Annotated in this window: 28 protein-coding genes; 21 read left to right on the top strand and 7 right to left on the bottom strand. The window is 72.0% G+C overall.

The window, feature by feature from the left end:
* Positions 1-27: 27 nt before the first annotated feature.
* From WD250_14895 to WD250_14915, 5 genes are all read left to right on the top strand, one after another.
* Positions 28-1,899: a SpoIIE family protein phosphatase gene (locus tag WD250_14895; protein MEX2621501.1), complete on the top strand. Its 1,872-nt coding sequence runs from the start codon at positions 28-30 to the stop codon at positions 1,897-1,899.
* The gene (locus WD250_14900; protein ID MEX2621502.1) at positions 1,900-2,721 is read left to right on the top strand and encodes a response regulator; all 822 of its coding nucleotides are present in this window, start codon (positions 1,900-1,902) and stop codon (positions 2,719-2,721) included. It abuts the gene before it with no gap.
* Positions 2,722-2,746: 25 nt separating this feature from the next.
* A complete protein-coding gene (locus WD250_14905; protein ID MEX2621503.1) occupies positions 2,747-3,592 on the top strand; it encodes a methyltransferase domain-containing protein in 846 nt (281 codons plus the stop codon).
* A gap of 86 nt (positions 3,593-3,678) precedes the next feature.
* Positions 3,679-4,020 (top strand): hypothetical protein, encoded by a 342-nt coding sequence (locus WD250_14910; protein MEX2621504.1) that lies wholly within the window; start codon positions 3,679-3,681, stop codon positions 4,018-4,020.
* Positions 4,021-4,106: 86 nt separating this feature from the next.
* Complete coding sequence (locus WD250_14915) at positions 4,107-4,382, top strand: HU family DNA-binding protein (GenBank protein ID MEX2621505.1); 276 nt, start codon at positions 4,107-4,109, stop codon at positions 4,380-4,382.
* A gap of 107 nt (positions 4,383-4,489) precedes the next feature.
* Here WD250_14915 and WD250_14920 read toward each other — a convergent pair whose 3' ends face one another.
* Positions 4,490-4,825 (bottom strand): hypothetical protein, encoded by a 336-nt coding sequence (locus tag WD250_14920; protein ID MEX2621506.1) that lies wholly within the window; start codon positions 4,823-4,825, stop codon positions 4,490-4,492.
* A 114-nt stretch (positions 4,826-4,939) separates the two neighbouring features.
* Here WD250_14920 and WD250_14925 point away from each other — a divergent pair, with 114 nt between their 5' ends.
* Together WD250_14925 and WD250_14930 are read left to right on the top strand one after the other, a co-directional pair.
* Positions 4,940-5,500 carry an RNA polymerase sigma factor gene (locus WD250_14925; protein ID MEX2621507.1) on the top strand — a complete coding sequence of 187 codons (561 nt, stop codon included), beginning with the start codon at positions 4,940-4,942 and terminating at the stop codon, positions 5,498-5,500.
* Positions 5,497-5,988, top strand: coding sequence for a zf-HC2 domain-containing protein (locus WD250_14930; GenBank protein MEX2621508.1), 492 nt, complete (start codon positions 5,497-5,499; stop codon positions 5,986-5,988). Before WD250_14925 ends, WD250_14930 begins: the two co-directional genes overlap by 4 nt.
* A 2-nt stretch (positions 5,989-5,990) precedes the next feature.
* On the opposite strand, the gene hemQ is transcribed toward WD250_14930, so the two are convergent.
* Positions 5,991-6,791 carry a hydrogen peroxide-dependent heme synthase gene (gene hemQ, locus WD250_14935; GenBank protein MEX2621509.1) on the bottom strand — a complete coding sequence of 267 codons (801 nt, stop codon included), beginning with the start codon at positions 6,789-6,791 and terminating at the stop codon, positions 5,991-5,993.
* A 30-nt stretch (positions 6,792-6,821) separates the two neighbouring features.
* Positions 6,822-7,178, bottom strand: coding sequence for a hypothetical protein (locus tag WD250_14940; GenBank protein ID MEX2621510.1), 357 nt, complete (start codon positions 7,176-7,178; stop codon positions 6,822-6,824).
* A gap of 202 nt (positions 7,179-7,380) precedes the next feature.
* Between WD250_14940 and WD250_14945 the strand changes: the two genes are divergently transcribed.
* The 9 genes from WD250_14945 (at position 7,381) to WD250_14985 (ending at position 15,072) form a co-directional block, all read left to right on the top strand.
* Positions 7,381-9,177, top strand: a complete 1,797-nt coding sequence (locus WD250_14945) for an AMP-dependent synthetase/ligase (GenBank protein MEX2621511.1) — start codon at positions 7,381-7,383, stop codon at positions 9,175-9,177.
* An 83-nt stretch (positions 9,178-9,260) separates the two neighbouring features.
* Positions 9,261-10,004: a PIG-L family deacetylase gene (locus WD250_14950; protein ID MEX2621512.1), complete on the top strand. Its 744-nt coding sequence runs from the start codon at positions 9,261-9,263 to the stop codon at positions 10,002-10,004.
* Positions 10,005-10,058: 54 nt separating this feature from the next.
* Complete coding sequence (locus tag WD250_14955; GenBank protein MEX2621513.1) at positions 10,059-10,892, top strand: rhomboid family intramembrane serine protease; 834 nt, start codon at positions 10,059-10,061, stop codon at positions 10,890-10,892.
* A 23-nt stretch (positions 10,893-10,915) separates the two neighbouring features.
* Entirely contained in the window at positions 10,916-11,434 is a 519-nt protein-coding gene (locus tag WD250_14960) for a hypothetical protein (protein MEX2621514.1), read from the top strand.
* Position 11,435: 1 nt separating this feature from the next.
* Entirely contained in the window at positions 11,436-12,056 is a 621-nt protein-coding gene (locus tag WD250_14965; protein ID MEX2621515.1) for a hypothetical protein, read from the top strand.
* A 72-nt stretch (positions 12,057-12,128) separates the two neighbouring features.
* Complete coding sequence (locus WD250_14970) at positions 12,129-12,566, top strand: SRPBCC family protein (GenBank protein ID MEX2621516.1); 438 nt, start codon at positions 12,129-12,131, stop codon at positions 12,564-12,566.
* Between the two features lie 32 nt (positions 12,567-12,598).
* Positions 12,599-13,459: a GerMN domain-containing protein gene (locus tag WD250_14975; GenBank protein ID MEX2621517.1), complete on the top strand. Its 861-nt coding sequence runs from the start codon at positions 12,599-12,601 to the stop codon at positions 13,457-13,459.
* A gap of 19 nt (positions 13,460-13,478) precedes the next feature.
* Positions 13,479-14,678 carry a TRC40/GET3/ArsA family transport-energizing ATPase gene (locus tag WD250_14980; protein MEX2621518.1) on the top strand — a complete coding sequence of 400 codons (1,200 nt, stop codon included), beginning with the start codon at positions 13,479-13,481 and terminating at the stop codon, positions 14,676-14,678.
* Positions 14,679-14,709: 31 nt separating this feature from the next.
* Entirely contained in the window at positions 14,710-15,072 is a 363-nt protein-coding gene (locus tag WD250_14985) for a hypothetical protein (GenBank protein ID MEX2621519.1), read from the top strand.
* A 2-nt stretch (positions 15,073-15,074) separates the two neighbouring features.
* Here the strand turns inward: WD250_14985 and WD250_14990 are convergent, their stop codons facing one another.
* Positions 15,075-15,431 (bottom strand): hypothetical protein, encoded by a 357-nt coding sequence (locus tag WD250_14990; GenBank protein ID MEX2621520.1) that lies wholly within the window; start codon positions 15,429-15,431, stop codon positions 15,075-15,077.
* A 156-nt stretch (positions 15,432-15,587) separates the two neighbouring features.
* Between WD250_14990 and WD250_14995 the strand changes: the two genes are divergently transcribed.
* The 3 genes from WD250_14995 to WD250_15005 are packed head-to-tail and all read left to right on the top strand — an operon-like array spanning position 15,588 to position 17,985.
* The gene (locus WD250_14995; GenBank protein MEX2621521.1) at positions 15,588-15,815 is read left to right on the top strand and encodes a hypothetical protein; all 228 of its coding nucleotides are present in this window, start codon (positions 15,588-15,590) and stop codon (positions 15,813-15,815) included.
* A 36-nt stretch (positions 15,816-15,851) separates the two neighbouring features.
* A complete protein-coding gene (locus WD250_15000; protein MEX2621522.1) occupies positions 15,852-16,970 on the top strand; it encodes a Vms1/Ankzf1 family peptidyl-tRNA hydrolase in 1,119 nt (372 codons plus the stop codon).
* Positions 16,971-17,013: 43 nt separating this feature from the next.
* The gene (locus WD250_15005) at positions 17,014-17,985 is read left to right on the top strand and encodes an ROK family protein (protein MEX2621523.1); all 972 of its coding nucleotides are present in this window, start codon (positions 17,014-17,016) and stop codon (positions 17,983-17,985) included.
* A gap of 89 nt (positions 17,986-18,074) precedes the next feature.
* Here the strand turns inward: WD250_15005 and WD250_15010 are convergent, their stop codons facing one another.
* Positions 18,075-18,713: a hypothetical protein gene (locus WD250_15010; GenBank protein MEX2621524.1), complete on the bottom strand. Its 639-nt coding sequence runs from the start codon at positions 18,711-18,713 to the stop codon at positions 18,075-18,077.
* Positions 18,714-18,715: 2 nt separating this feature from the next.
* Positions 18,716-19,090 carry a sigma factor gene (locus WD250_15015; protein MEX2621525.1) on the bottom strand — a complete coding sequence of 125 codons (375 nt, stop codon included), beginning with the start codon at positions 19,088-19,090 and terminating at the stop codon, positions 18,716-18,718.
* 279 nt (positions 19,091-19,369) lie between these two features.
* Here WD250_15015 and WD250_15020 point away from each other — a divergent pair, with 279 nt between their 5' ends.
* Both WD250_15020 and WD250_15025 read left to right on the top strand, forming a co-directional pair.
* The gene (locus WD250_15020) at positions 19,370-19,720 is read left to right on the top strand and encodes a VOC family protein (GenBank protein ID MEX2621526.1); all 351 of its coding nucleotides are present in this window, start codon (positions 19,370-19,372) and stop codon (positions 19,718-19,720) included.
* A 261-nt stretch (positions 19,721-19,981) separates the two neighbouring features.
* The gene (locus WD250_15025) at positions 19,982-20,224 is read left to right on the top strand and encodes a hypothetical protein (protein ID MEX2621527.1); all 243 of its coding nucleotides are present in this window, start codon (positions 19,982-19,984) and stop codon (positions 20,222-20,224) included.
* Positions 20,225-20,276: 52 nt separating this feature from the next.
* On the opposite strand, the gene WD250_15030 is transcribed toward WD250_15025, so the two are convergent.
* Positions 20,277-20,741 carry a hypothetical protein gene (locus WD250_15030; GenBank protein ID MEX2621528.1) on the bottom strand — a complete coding sequence of 155 codons (465 nt, stop codon included), beginning with the start codon at positions 20,739-20,741 and terminating at the stop codon, positions 20,277-20,279.
* Positions 20,742-20,826 lie beyond the last annotated feature (85 nt).

Consider the following 20,826-nt stretch of genomic DNA (forward strand, 5'->3'; position numbering starts at 1 on the left):
GGAGCACGTCATCGCGCACGTGGTGCCGTGCCGCTCTCGCGCATCGAGCGCCTGCAGGAGCTGACCGCGGAGCTGTCCCGCGCGCCCACCGTCGCGGCCGTGACCGATGTGGTGGTCACGACCATCACCGAGGAGCTCGGTGCGGGGTCTGCGCTGGTCGCGCTGCTGGAGGGTGACGACACGGCCACATTCGAGATCGTGCGGGCCGTCGGATATCTGCCCACGACCCTGGAGCAGTGGACGTCGTTCTCGATGGATGCCCCCCTGCCTGCCGGTGATGCCCTGCGGCGGGGCGCCATGGTGGTCTTCGAGTCCCTGGCCGACCGAGACCAGCAGTACCCGGCGTTGCGGGGGGTGCCCTCCGCCCACGAGGCGTGGGCGATCGTCCCCCTGATCGTCGACGGTGAGCCGGTGGGCATCGTGTCGTTCGGGTTCGCCAGCCCCCGGCGTCTGGTGGCCGCGGACCGCTCGTTCGTCCAAGCGGTGGTCGACCAGTGCGCGCAGGCTGTGCACCGGGCGCGGCTGTACGACGAGCAGCGCACGGTCGCCCGCCAGCGGGGCTTCCTCAACCGGGCAGGTGAGGCGTTCGCGGAGGCGAGCTCCTACCGGGACGTCCAGCAGCTGGTGGTGGAGCTCGCCACCCCGGAGCTGGGTGACGGGGCCGCCCTCTTCCTCGGTGTGCCCGGCGGGCTCAGCTCGGCGGCCTCCCGACACACCGACCCCGGTGCCGGTGCGGTGCTGAGCGGGCTCGACGGCGGGCGGGCGTTCACGGCCGATCCGCTGCTGCACGAGGTGTTCCGCACGGGGACCCCCCGAACGCTGCGGACGGATGAGGCGCTGCCGGACCCAGCGGGTGCCGCCGGCCCTGCGGACAGGGCGGCGGGCGACCTGCTGGTGCTGCCGCTGCAGTCGCGCGTGTCCACGCTCGGCGTCCTGGTGCTGGTGCAGCGCGGGGCCGGCACCTCGGCCGCGTCTGACTGGTCGCTGGCCGAGAGCTACTGCTCGTTGGCGGGGTTGCACTGCGACAACGCCCGGTTGCTGGAGGAGCAGACGCGGATCGCCCAGTACCTGCAGGCAAGCCTCCTGCCCCCGATGCTGCCCCACATCCCGGGCCTGGAGGTCGCGACCGCCTACGTCGCGGGCGGGACGGGCGCGGACGTCGGCGGTGACTTCTACGACCTCTTCGACGCGGGGGAGGGACGGTGGGTCGCCGTCACCGGCGACGTGCGGGGCAGGGGCGTGGATGCCGCCGCGACGACGGGCCTGGCGCGCCACACGGTTCGGGCCGCCGCCGTGCCGCGGGCCGACCCGAGCGCGGTCGTCAGGCGCCTGAACGAGGTGCTGCTCGCACACGAGCCCCTGGGTCTGGAGCCGCGGTTCTGCGCCGTGTGCCTCATGGCCTGCTCGCTCACCAGCGCCGGAGCGACCATCACGGTGTGCTGCGCCGGGCATCCGCTCCCGTGGCTGGTGCGGGCGGACGGTGTCGCCAGGGAGGTCGGCGTGCCGGGGACGGTCGCCGGCGTGGTCGCCGACCCCGATCTGGCGGACGAGACGATCGTGCTCGGTGCGGGGGACACGCTGGTGGCCTTCACCGACGGGATCAGCGAGCGGCGTTGTGAGGGCGTGTTCTTCGAGGACCTGCTGGCCACGGTGCTGTCGGGCACCGCCGACCTCGACGTGCGGGCCGTCGCCGCTCGGGTCCGTGACCAGGCCACCGCGTTCGGCGCCGAGGAACCCGACGACGACATGGCCGTGCTCGTGCTCCGCGTCGCGGGACGGGCGCCGCCCGCTGGCCGGCCCGCGACGATCGGCGAGCGCCTGGACGAGACCGGCTCCGCGGCAGGGACCGTGCTGCCACGCGCCGTCAGGAGCAGCATGCCGGTCGAGGGCAGGCCGTAGATGGCCACCCCCCCGTACCGGGTGCTGCTGGTGGACGACGACACCGACGTGCGCACGCTCGCGCGCCGTCACCTCGAGCGGTCCGGCGACTTCTCGGTGATCGCCGAGGCCGCCGATGGGGACGAGGCGACCAGGGTGGCGGCGGCTCACCAGCCCGACGTCGCCCTCCTCGACCTGAACATGCCCGGCACGGACGGCTTGACGGCGCTGCCCCGCATCCGGGCGGTGGCGCCGCAGTGCACGGTCGTCGTCCTGTCCGCCATGCAGCGGCCCGAGGCGGAGGAGCAGGCCAAGGCTGCGGGGGCGAGCGGCTTCCTGGTCAAGCAACGATCGTGGCGCGCTCTGCCGGCTGACCTGATGGACGTGCTGCACCGAGCAGAGGACGCGTCGCCCCACGACACGGGTGTTGAGCTGCCCGCCTCGCTGACCAGCGGCCGGGAGGCCCGCCGGTTCCTTCGGGCAACGTTGCCCGGCTGGGGTGCGGAAGACCTGCTCGACGATGCGCAGCTGCTCACCAGCGAGCTGGTCAACAACGCCATCGTGCACGCGTCGTCCGCGGTGCGCGTGCGGCTGCGGTTCGCGGACCGCTGCCTGCGGATCGAGGTCACCGACGCGGGCGCCGGCGCCCTGCAGCGCCAGCCGGGCAGGCGGGGCGACACCAGCGGTCGCGGGCTGCACCTCGTGGACGTGCTCGCCGCCTCATGGGGCACCTCGGCGGACCGGGACGGCAAGGTGGTGTGGTTCGAGCTGGAGGAGCAGGCTGCGGCGGAACCCGGGCACGGGGCAAGCCCGTCCGCGGGTCGTGACGGGGCGCGCGAGTGACGCCGGTGGGTCAGGACGGCGGGTCGTGCTCGATGCGGTGATGCCCTACCTGCGGTGCCCGTATTGCGCCGGCGATCTGGACCGGGAGGGTGGCGTCGTGCGGTGCACCGACGCGCACGCCTTCGACATCGCTCGGCAGGGCTACGTCAACCTGCTCGGGGCGCAGCCCGCGGTCGGCACCGGTGACGGCCCGGACATGGTGGCGGCGCGGGAACGGTTCCTCTGCGCCGGACACTACTCGGCCCTGGCCGACGTGGTGGCCGCAGCGTGCGCCGGCGGGGTCGGTGACGCGGGGCCCGGGTGTGTGGCGGACGTCGGTGCCGGGACGGGCTATTACCTGCGGCGGGTCGTCGAGCGGCTGCCGGACCGCGCGGGGCTGGCCCTGGACCTCTCCCGGTACGCGCTGCGCAGGGCGGCGCGGGCTCACCCGCGCATCGGTGCGGTGGCCTGCGACGTGTGGCAGTCACTGCCGGTCCGCGGCGGCGCGGTGGTCGCGGCGCTCGGGGTGTTCGCGCCCCGCAACGGCGCCGAGATCCGGCGGGTGCTCGCGCCGGGCGGGGTGCTGGTGGTCGTGACCCCCACGGCCCGCCATCTGGTCGAGCTCGTCGAGCCGCTGGGCATGTTGACCGTGGACGCGCGCAAGGACGAGCGTCTGCGGATGCATCTGGGGCCCCACCTGGCCGCGGGCGCTCGCACCACCGTCGAGATAGCGCTCACGCTCGACCGGGACGCCGTCACGGACCTGGTGACCATGAGCCCCACAGCCTGGCACACCCCTTCAGAGGTGACCGTCCGCCGGGTCGCCGCGCTGTCCCAGCCCATCTCGGTGACGGCCTCCTTCGTCGTGTCGGTGTTCCATGGAGGGCGGTGACCCGGCTACCGGGCATCGGGCCGCTGGAGGCCGTATCGTGCGGGCCGTCCACCGTCGAGCGGTGGTCGGGACCCGGAGGAGCGCTCGTGGGAGACGTGGAGTTCACCGCTGGGATCACCCTGCGCAGCGGGGCGGTGCTGACGGCCGACGTGACCACCCTTGACGCGGCGGGGATCGCCTACCGGACGGAGCACGGCAGCGGTTTCGCGTCGTGGGGCGAGATCACCGCCGTCATGCTCGCCACGACCGACCACATGCTGCAGACCGCCGGCCAGATGCTGTCCGCAGCGGAGGTCCTTCGCCAGCAGGAGGAGCGTGGCCCCTACGATGCGGAGGCTCTGCGCCAGCGCGCGCTCGGCCTGCTGCGAGAGGTGGCCCCGAGGCTGTGCCCCCAGGGCCAGACGTGTCCCCTCGGCGCTCCGCGGTAGGTCCCTGCTTGCCTTCCCCGGCGAAACCAGGCACCGTAACCCGTTGACTTGAGTTCCCCCTTCCCATTCCGAACAGGAGCACACCTATGAACAAGTCCGAGCTCGTCGATGCTGCCGCCGCCTCCTCCGGCCTGCCCAAGGCCGACATGCAACGCGCCCTGGACTCGGTCCTGGACGAGATCACCGCTGCGGTGAAGAAGGGCGAGAAGGTCGCCCTCACCGGCTTCGGGAACTTCGAGCTGCGCGAGCGCGCCGCCCGGACCGGCCGCAACCCGCAGACCGGTGCCGAGATGCAGGTCCCCGCTTCCAAGGCTCCGGCCTTCAAGCCCGGCAAGGCGTTCAAGGACGCCGTCAACGTCTGAACCCGGCGGCAGCGCCGCGGTCCGATCGCGGCGCGCCAAGCAGGACTGGAACACGCCGCGGCCCCGGGGGTTGTGCCCCCGGGGCCGCTCGCGCGCTGGGTGGTTGGTCAGGCCGCTGCGCGCGCTGCGCGCTGTGCGGGCACGGCCGGAGCCGCCGGCGTCTCCGCGCGGTGGGCGATCGCGTCCACGATGGCGCGGGTGAACTCGCCGATGGCGACGAGGACGAGGCCGGTCACGACCGGGTGCATCCACTCGGCGCGCAGCTCCTGGCCGAAGGCCGTGAAGGCCGAGTAGCCGAGCATCCACGCGAGACCGGCGGCCACGGCGATCGTGACCACGCGGGTGAGCGGGGCGGGGACGGTGACGGGAGCGAGCTCGTCGAGGGCCTGGCGAACGACGGACAGACCCAGCGCGAGCGCGACGAGGACGAGGAAGGCGTACATTGCACCACTCCTGACGGTCGGGCCGGCGAGGCTGTCTGCCTCGCTCACCGGGTTGGACCGCCGCGGACCGCGATCGGTTACATCGCCCGCGCGGCTGCCGCGACAATGGCAACCGTGGACGTCGACCCGGAGCTGGTGCGTGCGGTGCAGCGCGGTGCGCCCGGCGCCATGGACGCGCTCATCCGCGCCACCTACACCAACGTCTACGCGCTCTGCCGCCGCCTGCTCGGCGACCCGGCCGACGCCGCGGACGCGACTCAGGAGGTGTACGTGCGGGTGGTGCGGTCGGTGCTCGGCTTCCGCGGTGAGGCCGCCTTCGGCACGTGGCTGCACCGGGTCACCCTGAACGTGTGCGCGACCGCGCTCCGCCGCCGCGGGGACGTCCGGGCCCGCGGGCAGGCGGCGGGGGCGAGTGCGTTCGCGGCACCGGGGTCGGCTGACGTGCTCGCCTCACCCGACGACACCGAGGAGCGGGTGGCCGTGCTCGACCAGGCCCGCCGCATCGCCGACGCCATCGCGGCGCTTCCCGCGGCCGCCCGGGCGGTCGTGGTGCTCCGCGACGTGCAGGGGTTGTCCACGAAGGAGGCAGCCGCCATGCTCGGCATCAGCGAGTCCGCGGTGAAGGTGCGCCTGCACCGCGCTCACGCCAAGCTCCGGGAGCAGGTGGCACCGTGAGGGAGGCAACGCGCGTGGGGCGGATCTGCCAGGAGGTGCAGGCGCACCTCCCGGGCCTCGTGGACGGCACGCTGGGGGCGGGTCGGCGGCGGCTCGTCAGCGTCCATCTCCGCCGGTGCCCCGTCTGCCGTGAGGAGCACGACCGGCAGCATGCGGTGGCCGCGGGCCTCGACCGGCTCGGGACGGCGGCCGCCGAGGATCCGGTCATGCCGCCCGACGAGCTGCTCGACGAGCTGCTCGCACAGGCCCGGCGACCCGGCGTGCGGGGACGGGCGGCCGTTCCCGCACGGGGCGCGGTGAGCGGAGCCCGGCCGGCCCTGTCCGTGGCACTGCTCGCGGCGGGCGCCGTGGCGGGCACTGCTGCCGGCTACGCCGGCTGGCGGGGGATGCGCACGGTCAGCGGGGCGATGGGCCACCGGAGGCGGGGAACGCGGGGTGCCGGCCGGGGACGTGGACGTGGCAGCGGTCGCCGGGGAGCAGGTCGGTGACGTCAGCGCAGGCCCAGGTGGTCCAGCAGGTGGTGCGGCTCCATCACCAGGCCGGTGACGAACGGCCCGAACTCGCCGTAGCGAGCGCTGACCTCGTCGAAGCGCATCTCGTAGACGATGTCCTTCAGCGCCTTGGGGTCGTCGGCCAGGAGGGTCACCCCCCACTCCCAGTCGTCCAGGCCGACCGAGCCGGTGATGAGCTGCAGCACCCTGCCCCGGTAGGTGCGGCCCACCCGGGCGTGACCCGCCATGAGCCGCTTGCGGTCAGCCAAACCCAGGACGTACCAGTTGTCGGTCCCCTCACGGCGTTTGCTCATCGGGTAGAACGACAGCACCCGTCGGGCCGGCAGCTTGGGGTGCAGGCGGTGCTCGGCGTAGTCGGCCATGCGGCGCGTGAAGGCCTCGAGCGCCTCCGCGTGCTCGGCCGAGCCCTCGACCAGCCCCTCCTCGGCGGCCAGGCGCCGTGCCTCGTCCTCGGGCGTGGAGGTGTACTCGCTCAGCTCTGTGAGCGAGACATAGGATGCGGCGGGCAGCAAGGCGGCGCCCAGCGGGGAGGCCGCCAGCTCGATGCTGAGCTGATCGAGCTCCACCAGGTCGGGACCCAGCACCATCAGGCCGATGTCCGCCTTCTGTCCCAGGACGCTGAACGCGAGCGCCTGGTAGTCGTCGCGGGCGTTGAACCGCTGGAGCCGACCGATGAAGTCGTCGGCGGCCGCCTCGGAGTCCTCGAGCATCTCCCGGCGCAGGTGGAAGAACAGGTGGAGGACACCCCAGCCCTCGCCGGACACGACAGGATCGACCATGCCGACAGCGTAGCGGCCACGAAGCCCCGGTCAGCGCCGGAGGCGCCTGGTCCTGAACGCCGTGAAGACCCGGGGCAGGGCGACCGCGGCCAGCACCAGGACGACGGTGCCGGACATCGCAATGGGCGCCCACAGCATGGGGTCGCGCAGGGCCAGCCAGACCCACAGCGCGACCAGCCCGCCCCACGCCACCAGACCGGTGTAGGCGGCGAACCGGACGAGGCGGTCGGTGCCCGCTGGCGCCACCGGACGCAGCGACGAGGACGCCTCGCGGGCGTGGCGCGCCGAGACGCTGGTCGCCACCTGCCACCGGGCCTCCGGGCCGTAGGCGCGCAGGAGCTCGTCGGGGATGTACAGCGGCGTGGTGCTTGACCGTTTCGCACGCATCGGGACCTCGATGTCAGGAGCAGCCCAGCCGGGCTTCGGGGTATGCCGCGATCATCGGCCGCTGGCGGGCGCGGCGATACCTGTCCGGTGCACCAGTCCCACGCACGGTGCACCGCTCGACGAGCGGACACCATCTCGGGGTCGGGTTGGGTACATTCGGGCCAAGCGCGCACCTGCGCCCCTCGATTTCAGGAGACCCACCATGGCGAAGACGAAGGTTTCGGGACCGGATCCGGTCCCGGTCCCCGCCGACCAGCACCTCACGAGCCGACTGTGGGAGCGAGCCGAGTCCGGCAGCGCCCGGGAGGCCCTGCGCTACCACGACGGTGCAGGCTGGCGGGGGGTGACGTGGACCCAGCTCGGGGAGCGCGTCCGTGGCGTGGCCGCCGGCCTGATCGCGACGGGCATCGAGCCGGGCGATCGGGTGGCGATCATGTCCGGCACGCGCCTGGAGTGGACGATCGCCGATCTTGCGATCCTGGCCGTCGGAGGGGTGACGGTCCCGATCTACGAGACGAGCTCTGCCGACCAGTGCGCGTGGATCCTCCGCGACGCCGGCGTCAAGGTCGCCGTCGTGGAGCTCGCCGACCACGCCAAGACGCTCGACACGGCGCGGGAGCAGGCGCCGGACTTCGGGGAGATCTTCGTGCTGGCCGACGGCGGTCTGGAGACGCTGGCTGAGCGCGGCGACGACACGCAGGCGGATCAGGTCACCGTGCGCTCCCAGGCGCTCACGACCGACCACCTGGCGTCCATCATCTACACCTCCGGCACGACGGGGAACCCAAAGGGGTGCATGCTGACCCACGGCAACCTCGTGTGGACCGCCCGCCAGGTCGAGGTCAACCTCAAGGCGCTGTTCCACGCCGACGACTCGACGCTGTTGTTCCTGCCGCTGGCCCACGTGTTCGCCCGGCTGATCCAGTTCGCCTGCCTGGAGGCCGACGTGCAGATGGGCTACGCCCGCTCGGTCGACACCCTGCTGGAAGACCTTGCGTCCTACCAGCCCACGTTCCTGCTGGCGGTCCCGCGCGTCTTCGAGAAGGTGTTCAATGGTGCGCAGCGCAAGGCGCAGGGCGCCAAGCGCAAGGTCTTCGACTTCGCCGTGGCGACCGGGGAGCAGTGGTCGACCGCTGTGGACCAGGGGCGCGACCCCGGCCTGCTCACCAACCTCAAGCGCGGGGTGGTGGACAAGCTCGTGTACGCCAAGCTGAAGGACGCCATGGGCGGTCGGATCACCTACTGCGTGTCCGGTGGCGCGCCCTTGGCCCCCTACCTCGCCCACTTCTTCCACGCCGCGGGGGTGACCATCCTCGAGGGCTACGGCCTGACCGAGACGACCGCGCCCGCCACGGTGAACATGCCAGATGCGATGCGCATCGGCACGGTCGGCCGTCCGCTGTCGGGCGTGGAGATCCAGATCGCCGACGACGGCGAGATCATGATCCGGGGCGGCAACGTCTTCACCGGCTACTACCACAACGACGCGGCCACCGCGGAGGTGCTCACCGACGACGGCTGGTTCACCACCGGTGACCTCGGTGAGCTCGACGCCGACGGCTTCTTGAAGATCACCGGACGCAAGAAGGAGATCATCGTCACGGCCGGGGGTAAGAACGTGGCTCCAGCCGTGCTCGAGGAGCGGCTCAAGGCCCACCGGCTCGTGTCGCAGGCGATGGTCGTCGGCGACGACCGGCCGTTCATCGGGGCGTTGCTGACCCTGGACCCCGAGGAGCTCGCCGCCTACGCGCGGGAGCAGGGGCTGTCGGGCACCAGCGCCGCACAGCTGAGCGAGGACGCGACGGTGCAGACCGAGGTGCAGAAGGCGGTCGACCATGCCAACGCCGCGGTGAGCAAGGCCGAGTCCATCCGCAAGGTGGTGGTGCTCGACCGCGATTTCACCCAGGACGACGGCGAGCTGACGCCCACGCTCAAGCTGCGTCGCCGCGACGTGCACCAGCACTTCGCCGCTGAGATCGAAGGGCTCTACGCGAAGTAGCCGGGCCGGATCCGCGGGTGCACAGGCTGCGGCGTCTCGCGTACGGGGCGGCCCGTGGGGCTGTCAGGCGTGCGCCGCCGGCCGTGCGCGAGGTGGGGCTGGCGCTGGGGGCGCGCGCCGTCGACGGCCCGGCGCTGCTGCCCGGGCCGCCGCTGGGGCCGGTGCTCGTCGTGGCGCCGCATCCCGACGACGAGTCGATCGGCTGCGGGGGTGCCATCGCCCGCCACGTCGACCGCGGCGACGCGGTGACCGTACTCGTAGCCACCAGCGGCGAGGCCACCGCCGGTGGACCGGCGCGGCGCGGCGCGCTCGGTCCGGCCCGGGAAGCGGAGTGCCGGGCGGCCTGCGGCACGCTGGGGTCCCGGGAGCCCGTGTTCGCCAGGCTGCCGGACGGGGCGCTGTCGGACCACGTCGACGAGCTGGCCGCGGTGGTACACGACCTCGGCGCCCGCTGCGCTGTCGTCTACGTGCCGGCCGTCCTGGATCCGCACCGCGACCACCGGGCGGCCAACCGCGCGCTCGCGGCGGCGGGGCTCAGCGCCGACGTCTACGGCTACGAGGTGTGGTCGCCGGCTCCGGTCGACGTCGTCCTGGACGTCACCCAGGTGTATCCGCGCAAGGAAGCGGCGCTGCGGTGCTACGCCGTGGCGCTCGACTCGGTCGACTACGTCCGCACTGCCGCTGGGCTGGCGGCGTACCGCAGTGCCGTCGGAGGCCTGGGCGGCCAGGGATTCGCCGAGGGCTTCGTGCGGTGCAGCGCGGCCGAGCACGCCGCGCTCACCGCCCGCGCCTGCTCGGACGATCCTCCACCGCAACGTCCGCCATGACGGGACCTCGACGGGGGACGTTGAAGGCTGAACGCGGACGCTAAGGTGGAGGTGGTGACCGCCAACATCTCGCTGCCGACCTGCTACCGCCATCCCGATCGGGAGACACGCCTGTCCTGCTCGTCGTGCGCGCGCCCCACCTGTGTGGAGTGCGTGCACCGCGCCGACGTGGGGCAGAAGTGCCGGGATTGCGCCGCCCCGCAGGGCAACGCCGAGGTCATCACCGCCGACCAGATCCGCACCGGCGCACGCCGGTCGGCGCCGGTGGCGTTCACCCTGCTCGCCGTGAACCTCGTCATCCATGCCGCGGGCATGTTCGACGCGTCCGTGCAGCAGCAGGTGTTCCAGGTGGGCGCGCAGGTCAACGGGCTGGTGGCCCAAGGCGAGTGGTACCGCCTGTTCAGCGCCGCGTTCCTGCACTCGCCGCAGATGCTCATGCACATCCTGTTCAACATGTTCGCGCTGTACCTGTTCGGGCCCCAGCTGGAGCGTGACGCGGGCAGCCTGCCCTTCGCCGGGCTGTACCTGGCGTCGGCCCTGGCCGGTGGTGCGGCGTTCTTCGTCGCCAATCCCGGCGGCGTGGCGGTCGGGGCGTCGGGTGCGATCTTCGGGCTCTTCGGGGCGTGGCTCGCCGCGTCGATCCGTAACCGTCACACCCCTGCCGGCCAGGCGGGGCTCCGCCAGCTCCTGGTGCTGCTCGGCATCAACCTCGCCCTGCCGCTGTTCGTGCCCGGCATCGCCTGGGAGGCCCACGTGGGCGGTCTTGTCGCCGGGTTCGCCATCGCCGTCCTGTGGTTCCCCTTCGCGCGGCACCCGCGCGCCGTCATCCTGCGCACGCTCGTCGCCATGCTGGTGGGTGCCGCGGCGCTCGCGTTCGTGCTGGGCTAGGTGCTCGGCCTACCCTGGGCAGCATGCGCATCCAGGCCTGGGACTCAGTGTTCGTCCGGGCCCGGCGAACCGACGTCCACCCCATCCTGGCCGACGTCGCCCGGTACGGGCGGTGGTGGCCTGCCGTGAGCAGTCGGGACCTCGGCACCCGTGTGGCCGTGACGCTCAGCCCACCCGGCATCGCCCGGCGCACGCAGCGCTTCAGGGTCGCGGTCACCAAGGAGCGCCCCGCCAAGGGCGTGCGGATGCGCTACACGGGTGACCTGGCGGGCGACGCGGAGTGGTACTACCTGGACGAGCCGGCCGGCACGGTCGTGCACTACCTGCTCACCGCGGAGGTCGCGGACCGGGGATGGCGCCGACGCCTGACCGATCACCGGGCAGCGATCCGCCAGGGACTCGACACGGTGAAGGACCGCCTCGAGGACGGCCGGATCCCCGGGACGGAACCCCATCCGCGGCTGCTCGCCGACCAACGGGCGGCCATCGCGGAGTTCCGCGCGGCCGTCGCCGCGCACGCCCGTGCGACGGGGGGCCGGTAGGGTGCGCTGCGCCGAGTGCGGGACGACCAACGCCGAGACGGCCGACTGGTGCGCCCGGTGCTTCGGGCCCCTGCGGGCGGCGGCGCCGGCCCAGGAGCCGCAGCCGGCACCGCCTGCGGCACCCGCGGCCGAACCGGTGCTCCCGGCGGGCCTGCGGCGACGCGACGGCGACCTGGAGTGGGAGTGCCCGCGCTGCGGGCGGTGGGAGTCGGTGGCATCGCTGGACTGTGCCGCGTGCCACGTCACCATCACCCCACAGGGTGACGGTGGGGACCCGGCCGCGGCCGCCCGTCGGCTCGCCGAGCCGTGGGTGGCAGCCCTGGCGTTGTCGGCGGTGGTCCCCGGAGCCGGGCACATCGGTCTGGGGCGCTACGGGGCGGGCCTCACCCGTGCGCTGCTGTTCGCGGCGTGGGTCGTCGGCGGTGCTGCCCTGTGGGTTGCCCGTGGGATGCCGGCCGGCGGACCCTTCGTGCTGGGCGCAGGACTGCTGTGGGCCGGCACGCTGGTGGACATCGGGGCCTTGCGGCGAGGCCGCCGGGAGGTCCTCGGCCGCCGGTCCCTGCGGTGGCTGGCCGTGGGGGTCGTGCTCCTCACGGCCGTGGGTGTCCTCGCGACCACGTAGCCTCTGCGGCGTCGCGACGTAGGATGATCAGCGCCACCCGATCGACGATCCGACGATCCACAGGAGCGGCGCGTGAGCGAAGCGGTGTCCGAGAGCATCACGGTGCAGGCCGTTCCCGATGCGGTCATGGACGTGATCGCCGACTTCGAGGCGTATCCCGAGTGGCAGCGCGAGATCAAGGCCGTGGAGGTCCTGGAGACCGACGACGACGGGTGGGGCACGGCCGTGCGCTTCACCGTCGACGCCAAGATCTTCTCGATGACCTACGTGCTGGGGTACACCTACACCGACGACGCGATGCGCTGGACGCTGCTCGAGGGCGACCAGGTCAGCAAGATCGACGGCAGCTACCTCCTGGCGGACAAGGGCGACGGCACCACGGAGGTCACCTACCATCTCGAGGTCGTCCCGGCGATCTCCCTCCCCAAGATGGTCCGTCGCAAGGCCGCCCAGCGCATCGTCGAGGGTGCGCTCGCAGGCATGAAGGCGCGCGTCGAGGAACAGGCCTGAGCCGCGGCAGCGGGACGCGGATCGCCACCATCGTGCTGGCGGCGCTCGTGCTGGTGTCGGCGTGTCGCACCGAGGACGAGCCCCCCGCTCCCGAGGGTCGCGATGGTGCCGACGACTCGGCCGAGCCGGTGCCCGCGGGGGACCTGGCCTACCTGGAGGGCGACGAGGGGGTGTCGGAGGTGACGGCGTGGTTCCTCCATGCCAACGAACCCGACCTGTGGGTGGCACCCGGAACCGTCCACCTCGACGCGCCGACCACGAGCCCGCTGGATGCAGCGATCGACGGGGTCGTGTCGGGTCGGCCCGGCAACCCCGAGGCTGCCCGGCGCCTCGCACCCCCGGGCACCAGGCTGCTCGGCGTCGATCTCGATGCGGGGGTGGCCACGGTGGACCTGTCCGGCTTCGCCATGCCCGCCGAGCGCACCGCCATCGAGGAGCAGGCCTTCGCCCAGCAGCTCGCGCACACCGCCACGCAGTTCCACGACGTCGATGCCGTCCGCCTGCATGTCCGCGGGCAGGCGGTGGCCGAGCTCTGGGGTCACCTCGACTGGTCGGAGCCCCAGACCGCCGACCCGGGCGCGCTCGCACCGGTCATCGTGGAGTCGCCGCGTTGGGCAGCGGTGCAGCCCGCCGGCTCCGTGACGGCCTCAGGCTCCCTGGCCGCAGCGGGCTCGACGGTCCAGCTCCGGCTGATCGACCCAACCGGCACCGTGGTCGAGGAAGCGTCCACGACCGCCTCCGAGGAGGACGTCGGGGGACGCGGACGGTGGGAGCACGCCTTCGAGACCGAGGCCGTGACACCGGGCAGGTGGGCGGTCGGCGCCGCCGAGCTCGAGGCACCTGCCGAGCGCGCGCCCTTCCGCATGGTCGTGCGCTTCGCGATCGAGGGCTGACCGGCGGTAGGGTCGACGCGTGCGTGTCCTGCTGTTCACCGGCAAAGGCGGCGTCGGCAAGACGTCGGTGGCCGCCGCCACCGCCCTGCGTGCCGCCGACGCGGGCCTTCGGACCCTGGTCATCTCCACCGATCCGGCGCACAGCCTGGCCGACGCCCTCGACGTCGAGCTGGGTCCCCACCCCACCCGCGTCACCCACCTGCTCGAAGGCGAGCAGATCGACGCGCGCCAGCGGCTCGAGGAGAACTGGCGCGAGATCCAGTCCTACCTGGTCGCCCTGCTCTCCTGGGGTGGCGTGGGGGAGGTCGAGGCCGAGGAGCTGTCGGTCGTCCCGGGTCTGGAGGAGATCTTCAGCCTGATCGACGTCAAACGTCACGTCGAGGCAGGCCGGCACGACGTGCTGGTCGTGGACTGCGCGCCGACCGCCGAGACCCTGCGCCTGCTGAGCCTGCCCGACGTCCTCGGGTGGTACATGGAGCGCATCTTCCCGCGGGACGGTCGGGTGGCCCGCGCGGTGCGCCCGATGCTCGGCAGGGTGACGACCATGCCGCTGCCCGAGGACTCGATGCTCGACTCGATCGGGCGTCTGCACCGCAACCTCGACGGCGTGCGGGAGATCCTGGCCGACGGCGCCACCACCAGTGTGCGACTGGTGCTCAACCCGGAGAAGATCGTCATCGCAGAGGCCCGGCGCACCTACACCTACCTGCAGCTGTTCGGGTACCACGTCGATGCCGTGGTCGTGAACCGCCTGCTCCCCGACGCGGTCAGGGACCCCTACTTCACGCGCTGGAAGGCCCTGCAGGCCTCACACCTGCAGACCGTCCGGGAGAGCTTCTCGGGGATCCCCGTGCTGACCGCGCCCCTCTTCGACGACGAGCTGGTCGGCTGCGCCGCCCTCGGCCGCATGGCGGATGCGGTCTACGGCGACCGAGACGTCCAGGCGGTCCTCGCCCGTGCGGCTCCGCTGCACTTCGTCCGTGACGGCGCCGGTTGGATGCTCCACCTGGCGCTGCCCTTCGTGGACAAGCGTGAGGTCGACCTGCTCCATCGTGGCGACGAGCTGTACGTGAAGGTGGGGACCCACACGCGCTCGATCATGCTCCCCGCAGCGCTGCAGCGCTGCAGCGTCGGCGGCGCGCGCATGGACGGCGGTCGGCTGACGGTGCGGTTCACGCAACCCGGCCCGGTGACCGCCGAGGCCAACCGCGGCGCATAGAATCGGGCCCGATCGCGAAACGGAGTTCTCGGTGACCAATCTGACCCGTGCCACAGGAGCCCTCCTGATCGTCGTGGGCGTCGTGGCCTACGTGGTCACGAACGCCGCCAGCCCGACCGCCCTGGCTCCCGCCGTGGTGGGGTTGCCCATCCTCGTCCTGGGGCTGCTCGCAGGCCGGGAGACGGTGCACCGCCACATGATCCATGCGGCCCTGGTGGTGGCGCTGCTGGGCGCACTGGGCACCCTGCCCATGGTCCTTGGCCTCCTGACCGGCGACACCGGAGCGGCGGAGGTCACCTCGACCGTGACGGCGGTCCTCTGCGTCGGCTACGTCGCGCTCGGGGTGCGCTCGTTCGTCGCGGCCCGGCGGGCACGGGAGACCAGCCCGGCCTGAGGTCACCCCCGGCGGCGTTGCAGGTACCGCCTGGCGAACTGGGTGATCGCCGCGTTGGTGAAGCGGTCGGTGAACAGCTTGGGCGTCACGGGGGGACAGCCCTGCATGTACGCCACCAGGCGCGTGACCAGCGACTCGACCTCCTTGCGGTACCGGTCCCCGTGCTGATGGCCCAGCGACAGCAGCTCCTCGCAGAGGTCGCAGTAGTCGCCCGGGGTGACGTCATCGGGCAGCATCTCGGACAGGAGCCGCACGAACCCCTTGAAGCGCGCGTCCTGGGTGTAGTCGAAGCGCACGTCGTCCAGCCGCGTAGAGGCGGAGAACCTCTTGAACGCAGCGGTGCTCTCCGTTCGGGGCATGTCAGGAACGCTGCCCACCGTGCGGTGGCGGCGTGCCGGTCGTCTCGCGCTGGGAGTGGGTGTGCATGGCGCCGCCTGCAACGTAACCCATGCCGTCCGCGACCGGAAGGACCGAAACGCGGCGGTCGGGCACGAGGACGCGCATAGACTGCGGCAATGCCTGAGGACGCCCACCGCCACGACGGCCCCGAAGGCCGCCAGGAATGTCTTATGTGCCCGATCTGTGTCGTCCTTCAGGCGCTGAGCACGTCTCGTCCCGAGGTCACCCGGCATCTGGTGGCCGCCAGCCGGGAGCTGAGCCTGGCGCTGAGAGCGATCCTCGACGACCACACCGAGACGGACGAGAGCCCCGATGGGCAGCTGCGACGTATCAAGATCGACTGAGCGGGGCAGATCACCTTCGAATGGAAGGAGACACCAGTGGAGCTGACCACTGCTGACATCCGCAAGCTCGTCGACCGACCGATCGGCGACGTACCCGTCACCAGCGTGTACCTCAACACCGACGGCGCCCGATTCCCCCGGCCGGCCGACTACGAGGCCCGCCTCGACGGGCTGCTGCGTGACGCGCGTCGCAACGCGGATGCGCTGGGGCCCGAGGAGGCCCGCGCCGTGGACGCCGACGCCGAGGCCATCACCCGATGGGTTCGCGACGAGTTCCAGCGCGACGGTGTCCGGGGGCTCGGCTTGTTCGCGTCCGGTGGGGAGCTGTTCGACCGCGTCCAGGTCGCCATCGGGGTGCGCAACCTCGTCCGGGTCGCCGAGCGACCGTACGTCGTGCCGCTCGAGGCGCTGCTCGGACGCCACCACCACATCGCTTTCACCATCGTTGAGCGGGATCGGGCTCGGATCTTCCGCTACCAGCTCGGCGTGGTGTGGGAGTACCACGGTCTCGAGTCCGATGTCCACGGCCAGCATCGCCAGGGGGGCTGGTCCGCCCGCCGCTTCGAGAAGAACATCGAGCACCAGGTCCTGCACCACATGAAGGACACCGGCGAGGTGCTGCTGAAGCTGCACGAGGACCAGACGCTGGATGCGCTGGTGCTCGCCGGTCCCCAGCACGAGGTCGCGGAGTTCATGCGCACGCTGCACCCCCACCTGCAGAAGATCGTCCACGGCGACCCGATGAGCCTGCCGTTGGAGGCTGGGGCCCACGATCTGCTCGACCGTTTCGGCCAGGTCGAGCAGGAGCTCGTCAGCGGTCGGCGCAGCCACCTGCTGCAGCGCCTTGCCGCGGCCCAGGGGCAGGCCGAGAAGGCCGCACGAGGCATCCGCCATGTGCTGGAGGCCATCAACGGCAAGCGCGTCGAGGTGCTGTTCGTCGTGGAGGGCGCGGGTGTCCCCGGGTACCGCAGCGCCACCGGCGCCCTGTCGTTGCACGAGGACGAGGCAGCGGCCTACGGCACCCCGGTGACGCCCGTCGACGACCTGATCGACGAGATCCTCGAGGAGGCCGTACGCGCCGACGCCCACATCGAGCTCTTCCGCGACGAGGTGCGCCTCGACGGTCACCCCGTCGCCGCCCTCCTGCGGTTCTGAATCGTCCGCCCCCGGCCCCGGTCGTGCACTAGGCTGCTCCGCCATGGACACGAGGGCGGCAGTCGGGGTGGACATCGGCGGCACGAAGATCGCCGCCGGGGTCGTGACCGCAGACGGTGAGGTGGTGCGACGGGCGCGGCGGGACACGCCGCGGGACGCGGAGATGATCACCCCCGTGGTGGCCGGCCTCGTGCGGGAGCTGCGTGCGGAGGCGGGCCTCGACGCCGGCCCGGTCGGTGTCGGTGCGGCAGGCATCGTCGATGCCGCGGGTGTGGTGCGCTACGCCCCGAACATCGCGTGGGCCGACTTCCCCCTGGCTGAGCAGCTCGGGCGCATGCTCGGCGACCCCGTCACCGTGGACAACGACGCCAACGTGGCCGCGTGGGGGGAGTACCGCGCCGGCGCTGGGCGGGGCGCGCACTCCGACATGCTCCTGCTCACGATCGGCACGGGAGTCGGAGGCGGGCTCATCATCGCCGACCGCCTGCTGCGGGGGGCGCATGGACTCGGCGCGGAGCTCGGTCACATCATCGTCGCGGAGGGCGGACCGCGCTGCCCCTGCGGCAACGCCGGCTGCTTGGAGGCGGTCGCCAGCGGCACCGCCGTCGGGCGCATGGCCAGGGAGGCGCTGGCGTCGGGCCAGCCGCCGGCGACCTCGGTGCTGGTCGACGTCACGCCCGGCGACATCACCGGCAAGACCGTCACCAGCGCAGCCGCGTCCGGCGACGAGCTGGCGATCGCGGTGCTCGCCCGGGCGGGCTTCTGGTTGGGCGTGGGCATCGCATCGCTCGTCAACGCGATCGACCCGAAGACGGTCGTGGTCGGCGGGGGGGCGATGGAGGCCGGGGAGCTGCTCCTCGGGCCCGCGCGCGCGGCCTTCGAAGAACGCCTGCTGGGCCGCGCGCACCGACCGCTGCCATCGGTGACCCGGGCATCGCTGGGCGACGCCGCCGGCCTGATCGGCGCCGCACTGCTGGCCATGGAGGCCCCCCCGGCGACCGTCACCGGTGCGTGACCGCGGGTGGTGGTGTCGCGCCTACCCTCGCTTGTGCACAGGGCTTCGCCAGGGCGTCACTCCAGCGCAACGTCTCCGGTCCGTCCGGTTCAGCGGACGAAGACCGTGGCCAGTTCACTCCCGTCGGCGTCGTGGCCGGTGAGCCAGGCGATGCGGCCCTCGGCGACCATCAGTGCCCAACCGTCGCTGACCTCGCCCTCGATACGGCGCCCGTCCACGAGTCGAGCCTCGACCCGTTCGACGCGCTCGCCGACTTGCATGGCCACGAACATCGCGGAGGTCTGTCCCTGGCCCGGTGGTGGCGGCGGTCTGACAACATCGCCGACCAGGAGGGTCTCTGCGTCGACGTGGTCGCCAGCTTGCGTATGGGCATCTGACTGGCACCAGCCCGTCTGTGGGCGCAGGCCGTCCAGTGACACCACGGTGCAGCCGTCACCGGTGAGCACCACCACATCACTGTCCATCCCGGGCAGGGGCAGGCGTAGCACCTCGTTGGTGGCCGCCGCCACAGGTTGCTCTTTGCCGTCGGGGAAGCCGGGCGGTCCTGGCGGTGGCGGGGGGATGTCACCGGTGCGGGGCTGGCGCTCGATGACCGTCCCCGCGATCTGCTCGACCAGCGACCAGTCCTGCGCAGCAGCCTCGGGTCCGGCGTAGGCCGCCACGGCCGATACGGGGACCCTGCCAAAGCGCGCCCGGATCACCGCGTCATCGTTTGACTCGGAGTCCACCGTCACCTCCTCGGCGAACTGATCGTTCGGAGCACGGAACCGATCCCTACCGACAGCGAAGAAGACGCCCTCGGCTCCGGGTGGACGCCGGCCGACGGCGCCGGCAGCTGCGGGCCCCGCCGGCGAAGCGCCAGCCGCTCCAGGGCTAACCGGCGCTTGTGTCGGCGAACCACGTTCAGCGCCACCTTGTAGGTCCACGAGGCGGGTGAGGCCATGGTGGCTACCCGCTCCCAGCGCTCCAGTGCGCGGGCGAACGCTTCGCTGGCCGCGTCCCGGGCCACCTCGACATCACCGGACTCCAAGGCCAGTACCGCGACGAGCCTGGGGTGCTCGGCGCGGTACCAGACCTCGAACCCGTCATCCGTGGAACGCATCATGCCCCTGGCAAAGTCTCGACCGTGCTCCTACAAGTCACCGCACCCCTGATCCCTTTAGTGCCGACCAGAAACCTGCCATACGCCCCCGCACGGCGCGCGCGTGCCCGGCGACGTCAGCAGCAGGCGGAAGAACGAGACCCCCATCGGCGCAGCTTGCACGGCAGGCGCTGTCCGATAATCGAGCGAGGTCTCTCGCGGTGCGCACCCACACAGGTCTTTGCCTGTCCGTCCGGACCATGCGCGTAAGTCGCCTACCTCCTGACCGGTAGGGTCAGGCACATGAACGTTCTGCGCGCGATGCCTCTGCTCACGGTCAGCAATCTCGACGCCGCTGTCGAAACCTATGCCAAGACCACCGGTATGGAGGTGGTCATGAACCATGGTTGGATCGCAACCCTGGCCCCTCCAGGTGACCGGTCGATCCAGCTCAGCCTGATCAGCCGTGATGCCACCGCCTCGGTGAACCCTTCCACGTCGATCGAGGTCGACGGCGTGGACGCCGCCTACGAGGAAGCGCGTGCGTCTGGCCTGGAGATCGTGCATGAATTGAGCGACGAGGAGTGGGGAGTACGCCGCTTCTTCTTCCAAGACGCCGACGGCAACGTCGTCAACGTGCTCGCTCACCTCTAACCGAGGCGCTAGACATTGGTGAGCCTTGTCGGCTCCAGGACATATTTGTCCCGAAGCCAACAACGGTCGAGGTAGTAGGCAAGCGCGGGGTTGAGGTTGCTGGGTTCTGGGAGATCGCAAACATTCCGGGATTCCCCGGCTTCCGCACGGTTGTCGAACGGCTGGGCGTCCGTTCGACGGCCCCCGAGACGCGCAGTCGCACGGAATCGTCCGGAGGGCCGGCTTTCGAGCGGAACCGCTGCGTTCAAATACGCTGGAGGGATGGACACCACCCGCACGACCTACCTCGGGCAGTTCTCGCAGGAACGAGCCGAGACCATCACACAGCGCCTGGAGTCCAAAGGGATCGTGTCGTGGCGCAAGGAGGCCGGACCGCTCACCCGCTTCCTGTTCATCGGGGACTGGGGGGTGCGCCTGTTCGTGGACCGCGACCGGGTCTCGGAGGCGGCGGCCATCGTCGAGGACACGACCGGACCGTTTGGCGCGGTTCCCGACCAAGGCTGAGATCCTGGTTGATGCGTCCACGGCCCCGTACCACCCAGGATCGGGATGTCGTCTAGTCGTCCTGGCGGTTGCGCCAGTAGACGATCCCGACCAGCCCGAGGATGAACAGCGCAAGGGCGTAACCGATGGGCAGCGCCCCCGACAGGCTGATCACCAGCAGCGGCGCCAGCAGGATGACCAGACCGAAGCTCATCCGGCGCAGCCGCTCCATGACGATCGGCGGACCCGTCTCGTCGTCGTCGTCGGTGTCCGGCCCGGGCCCGACGGTCAGGGGCAGCGGGGTCGCCGTCGCGGCACCGGCGTCCTGGACCAGCTGGTGGATCTGCTCCATGCGGTCGGCGAGCAACGCCAGCGCCTCATCACGGCGGTCGGCCGGGACCCGCACCTCGACCTCCTGGCCATCGTGCGGCGCGACGATGGTCGCGATGCCCTCCTGCTCCAAGACCACCACCACGGCCTCGGCCAGTGGGAGGTCGAAGGTCGCGAGCTGCGCGCTGGTCTGACCGTTTGGCGTCACCTCGGGAACCCTACCGCGGCCGTGCCCGACGGTCATCTCGGCACCGCCCTGCGGCCGCTGCACCATGGGGGCTCGCGTAGACTCC

This window comes from Egibacteraceae bacterium, assembly GCA_040905805.1.
In the GTDB taxonomy this organism is placed as follows: Bacteria; Actinomycetota; Nitriliruptoria; order Euzebyales; family Egibacteraceae; genus DATLGH01.

Bases quoted from the DNA above. Each gene is read 5' to 3' on its own strand.
- WD250_14900 (MEX2621502.1), top strand. From the start codon at position 1,900: ATGGCCACCCCCCCGTACCGGGTGCTGCTGGTGGACGACGACACCGAC.
- WD250_14915 (MEX2621505.1), top strand. From the start codon at position 4,107: ATGAACAAGTCCGAGCTCGTCGATGCTGCCGCCGCCTCCTCCGGCCTG.
- WD250_14920 (MEX2621506.1), bottom strand. From the start codon at position 4,825: ATGTACGCCTTCCTCGTCCTCGTCGCGCTCGCGCTGGGTCTGTCCGTC.
- hemQ (MEX2621509.1), bottom strand. From the start codon at position 6,791: ATGGTCGATCCTGTCGTGTCCGGCGAGGGCTGGGGTGTCCTCCACCTG.
- WD250_14940 (MEX2621510.1), bottom strand. From the start codon at position 7,178: ATGCGTGCGAAACGGTCAAGCACCACGCCGCTGTACATCCCCGACGAG.
- WD250_14945 (MEX2621511.1), top strand. From the start codon at position 7,381: ATGGCGAAGACGAAGGTTTCGGGACCGGATCCGGTCCCGGTCCCCGCC.
- WD250_14960 (MEX2621514.1), top strand. From the start codon at position 10,916: ATGCGCATCCAGGCCTGGGACTCAGTGTTCGTCCGGGCCCGGCGAACC.
- WD250_14990 (MEX2621520.1), bottom strand. From the start codon at position 15,431: ATGCCCCGAACGGAGAGCACCGCTGCGTTCAAGAGGTTCTCCGCCTCT.
- WD250_14995 (MEX2621521.1), top strand. From the start codon at position 15,588: ATGCCTGAGGACGCCCACCGCCACGACGGCCCCGAAGGCCGCCAGGAA.
- WD250_15005 (MEX2621523.1), top strand. From the start codon at position 17,014: ATGGACACGAGGGCGGCAGTCGGGGTGGACATCGGCGGCACGAAGATC.
- WD250_15015 (MEX2621525.1), bottom strand. From the start codon at position 19,090: ATGATGCGTTCCACGGATGACGGGTTCGAGGTCTGGTACCGCGCCGAG.
- WD250_15020 (MEX2621526.1), top strand. From the start codon at position 19,370: ATGAACGTTCTGCGCGCGATGCCTCTGCTCACGGTCAGCAATCTCGAC.
- WD250_15025 (MEX2621527.1), top strand. From the start codon at position 19,982: ATGGACACCACCCGCACGACCTACCTCGGGCAGTTCTCGCAGGAACGA.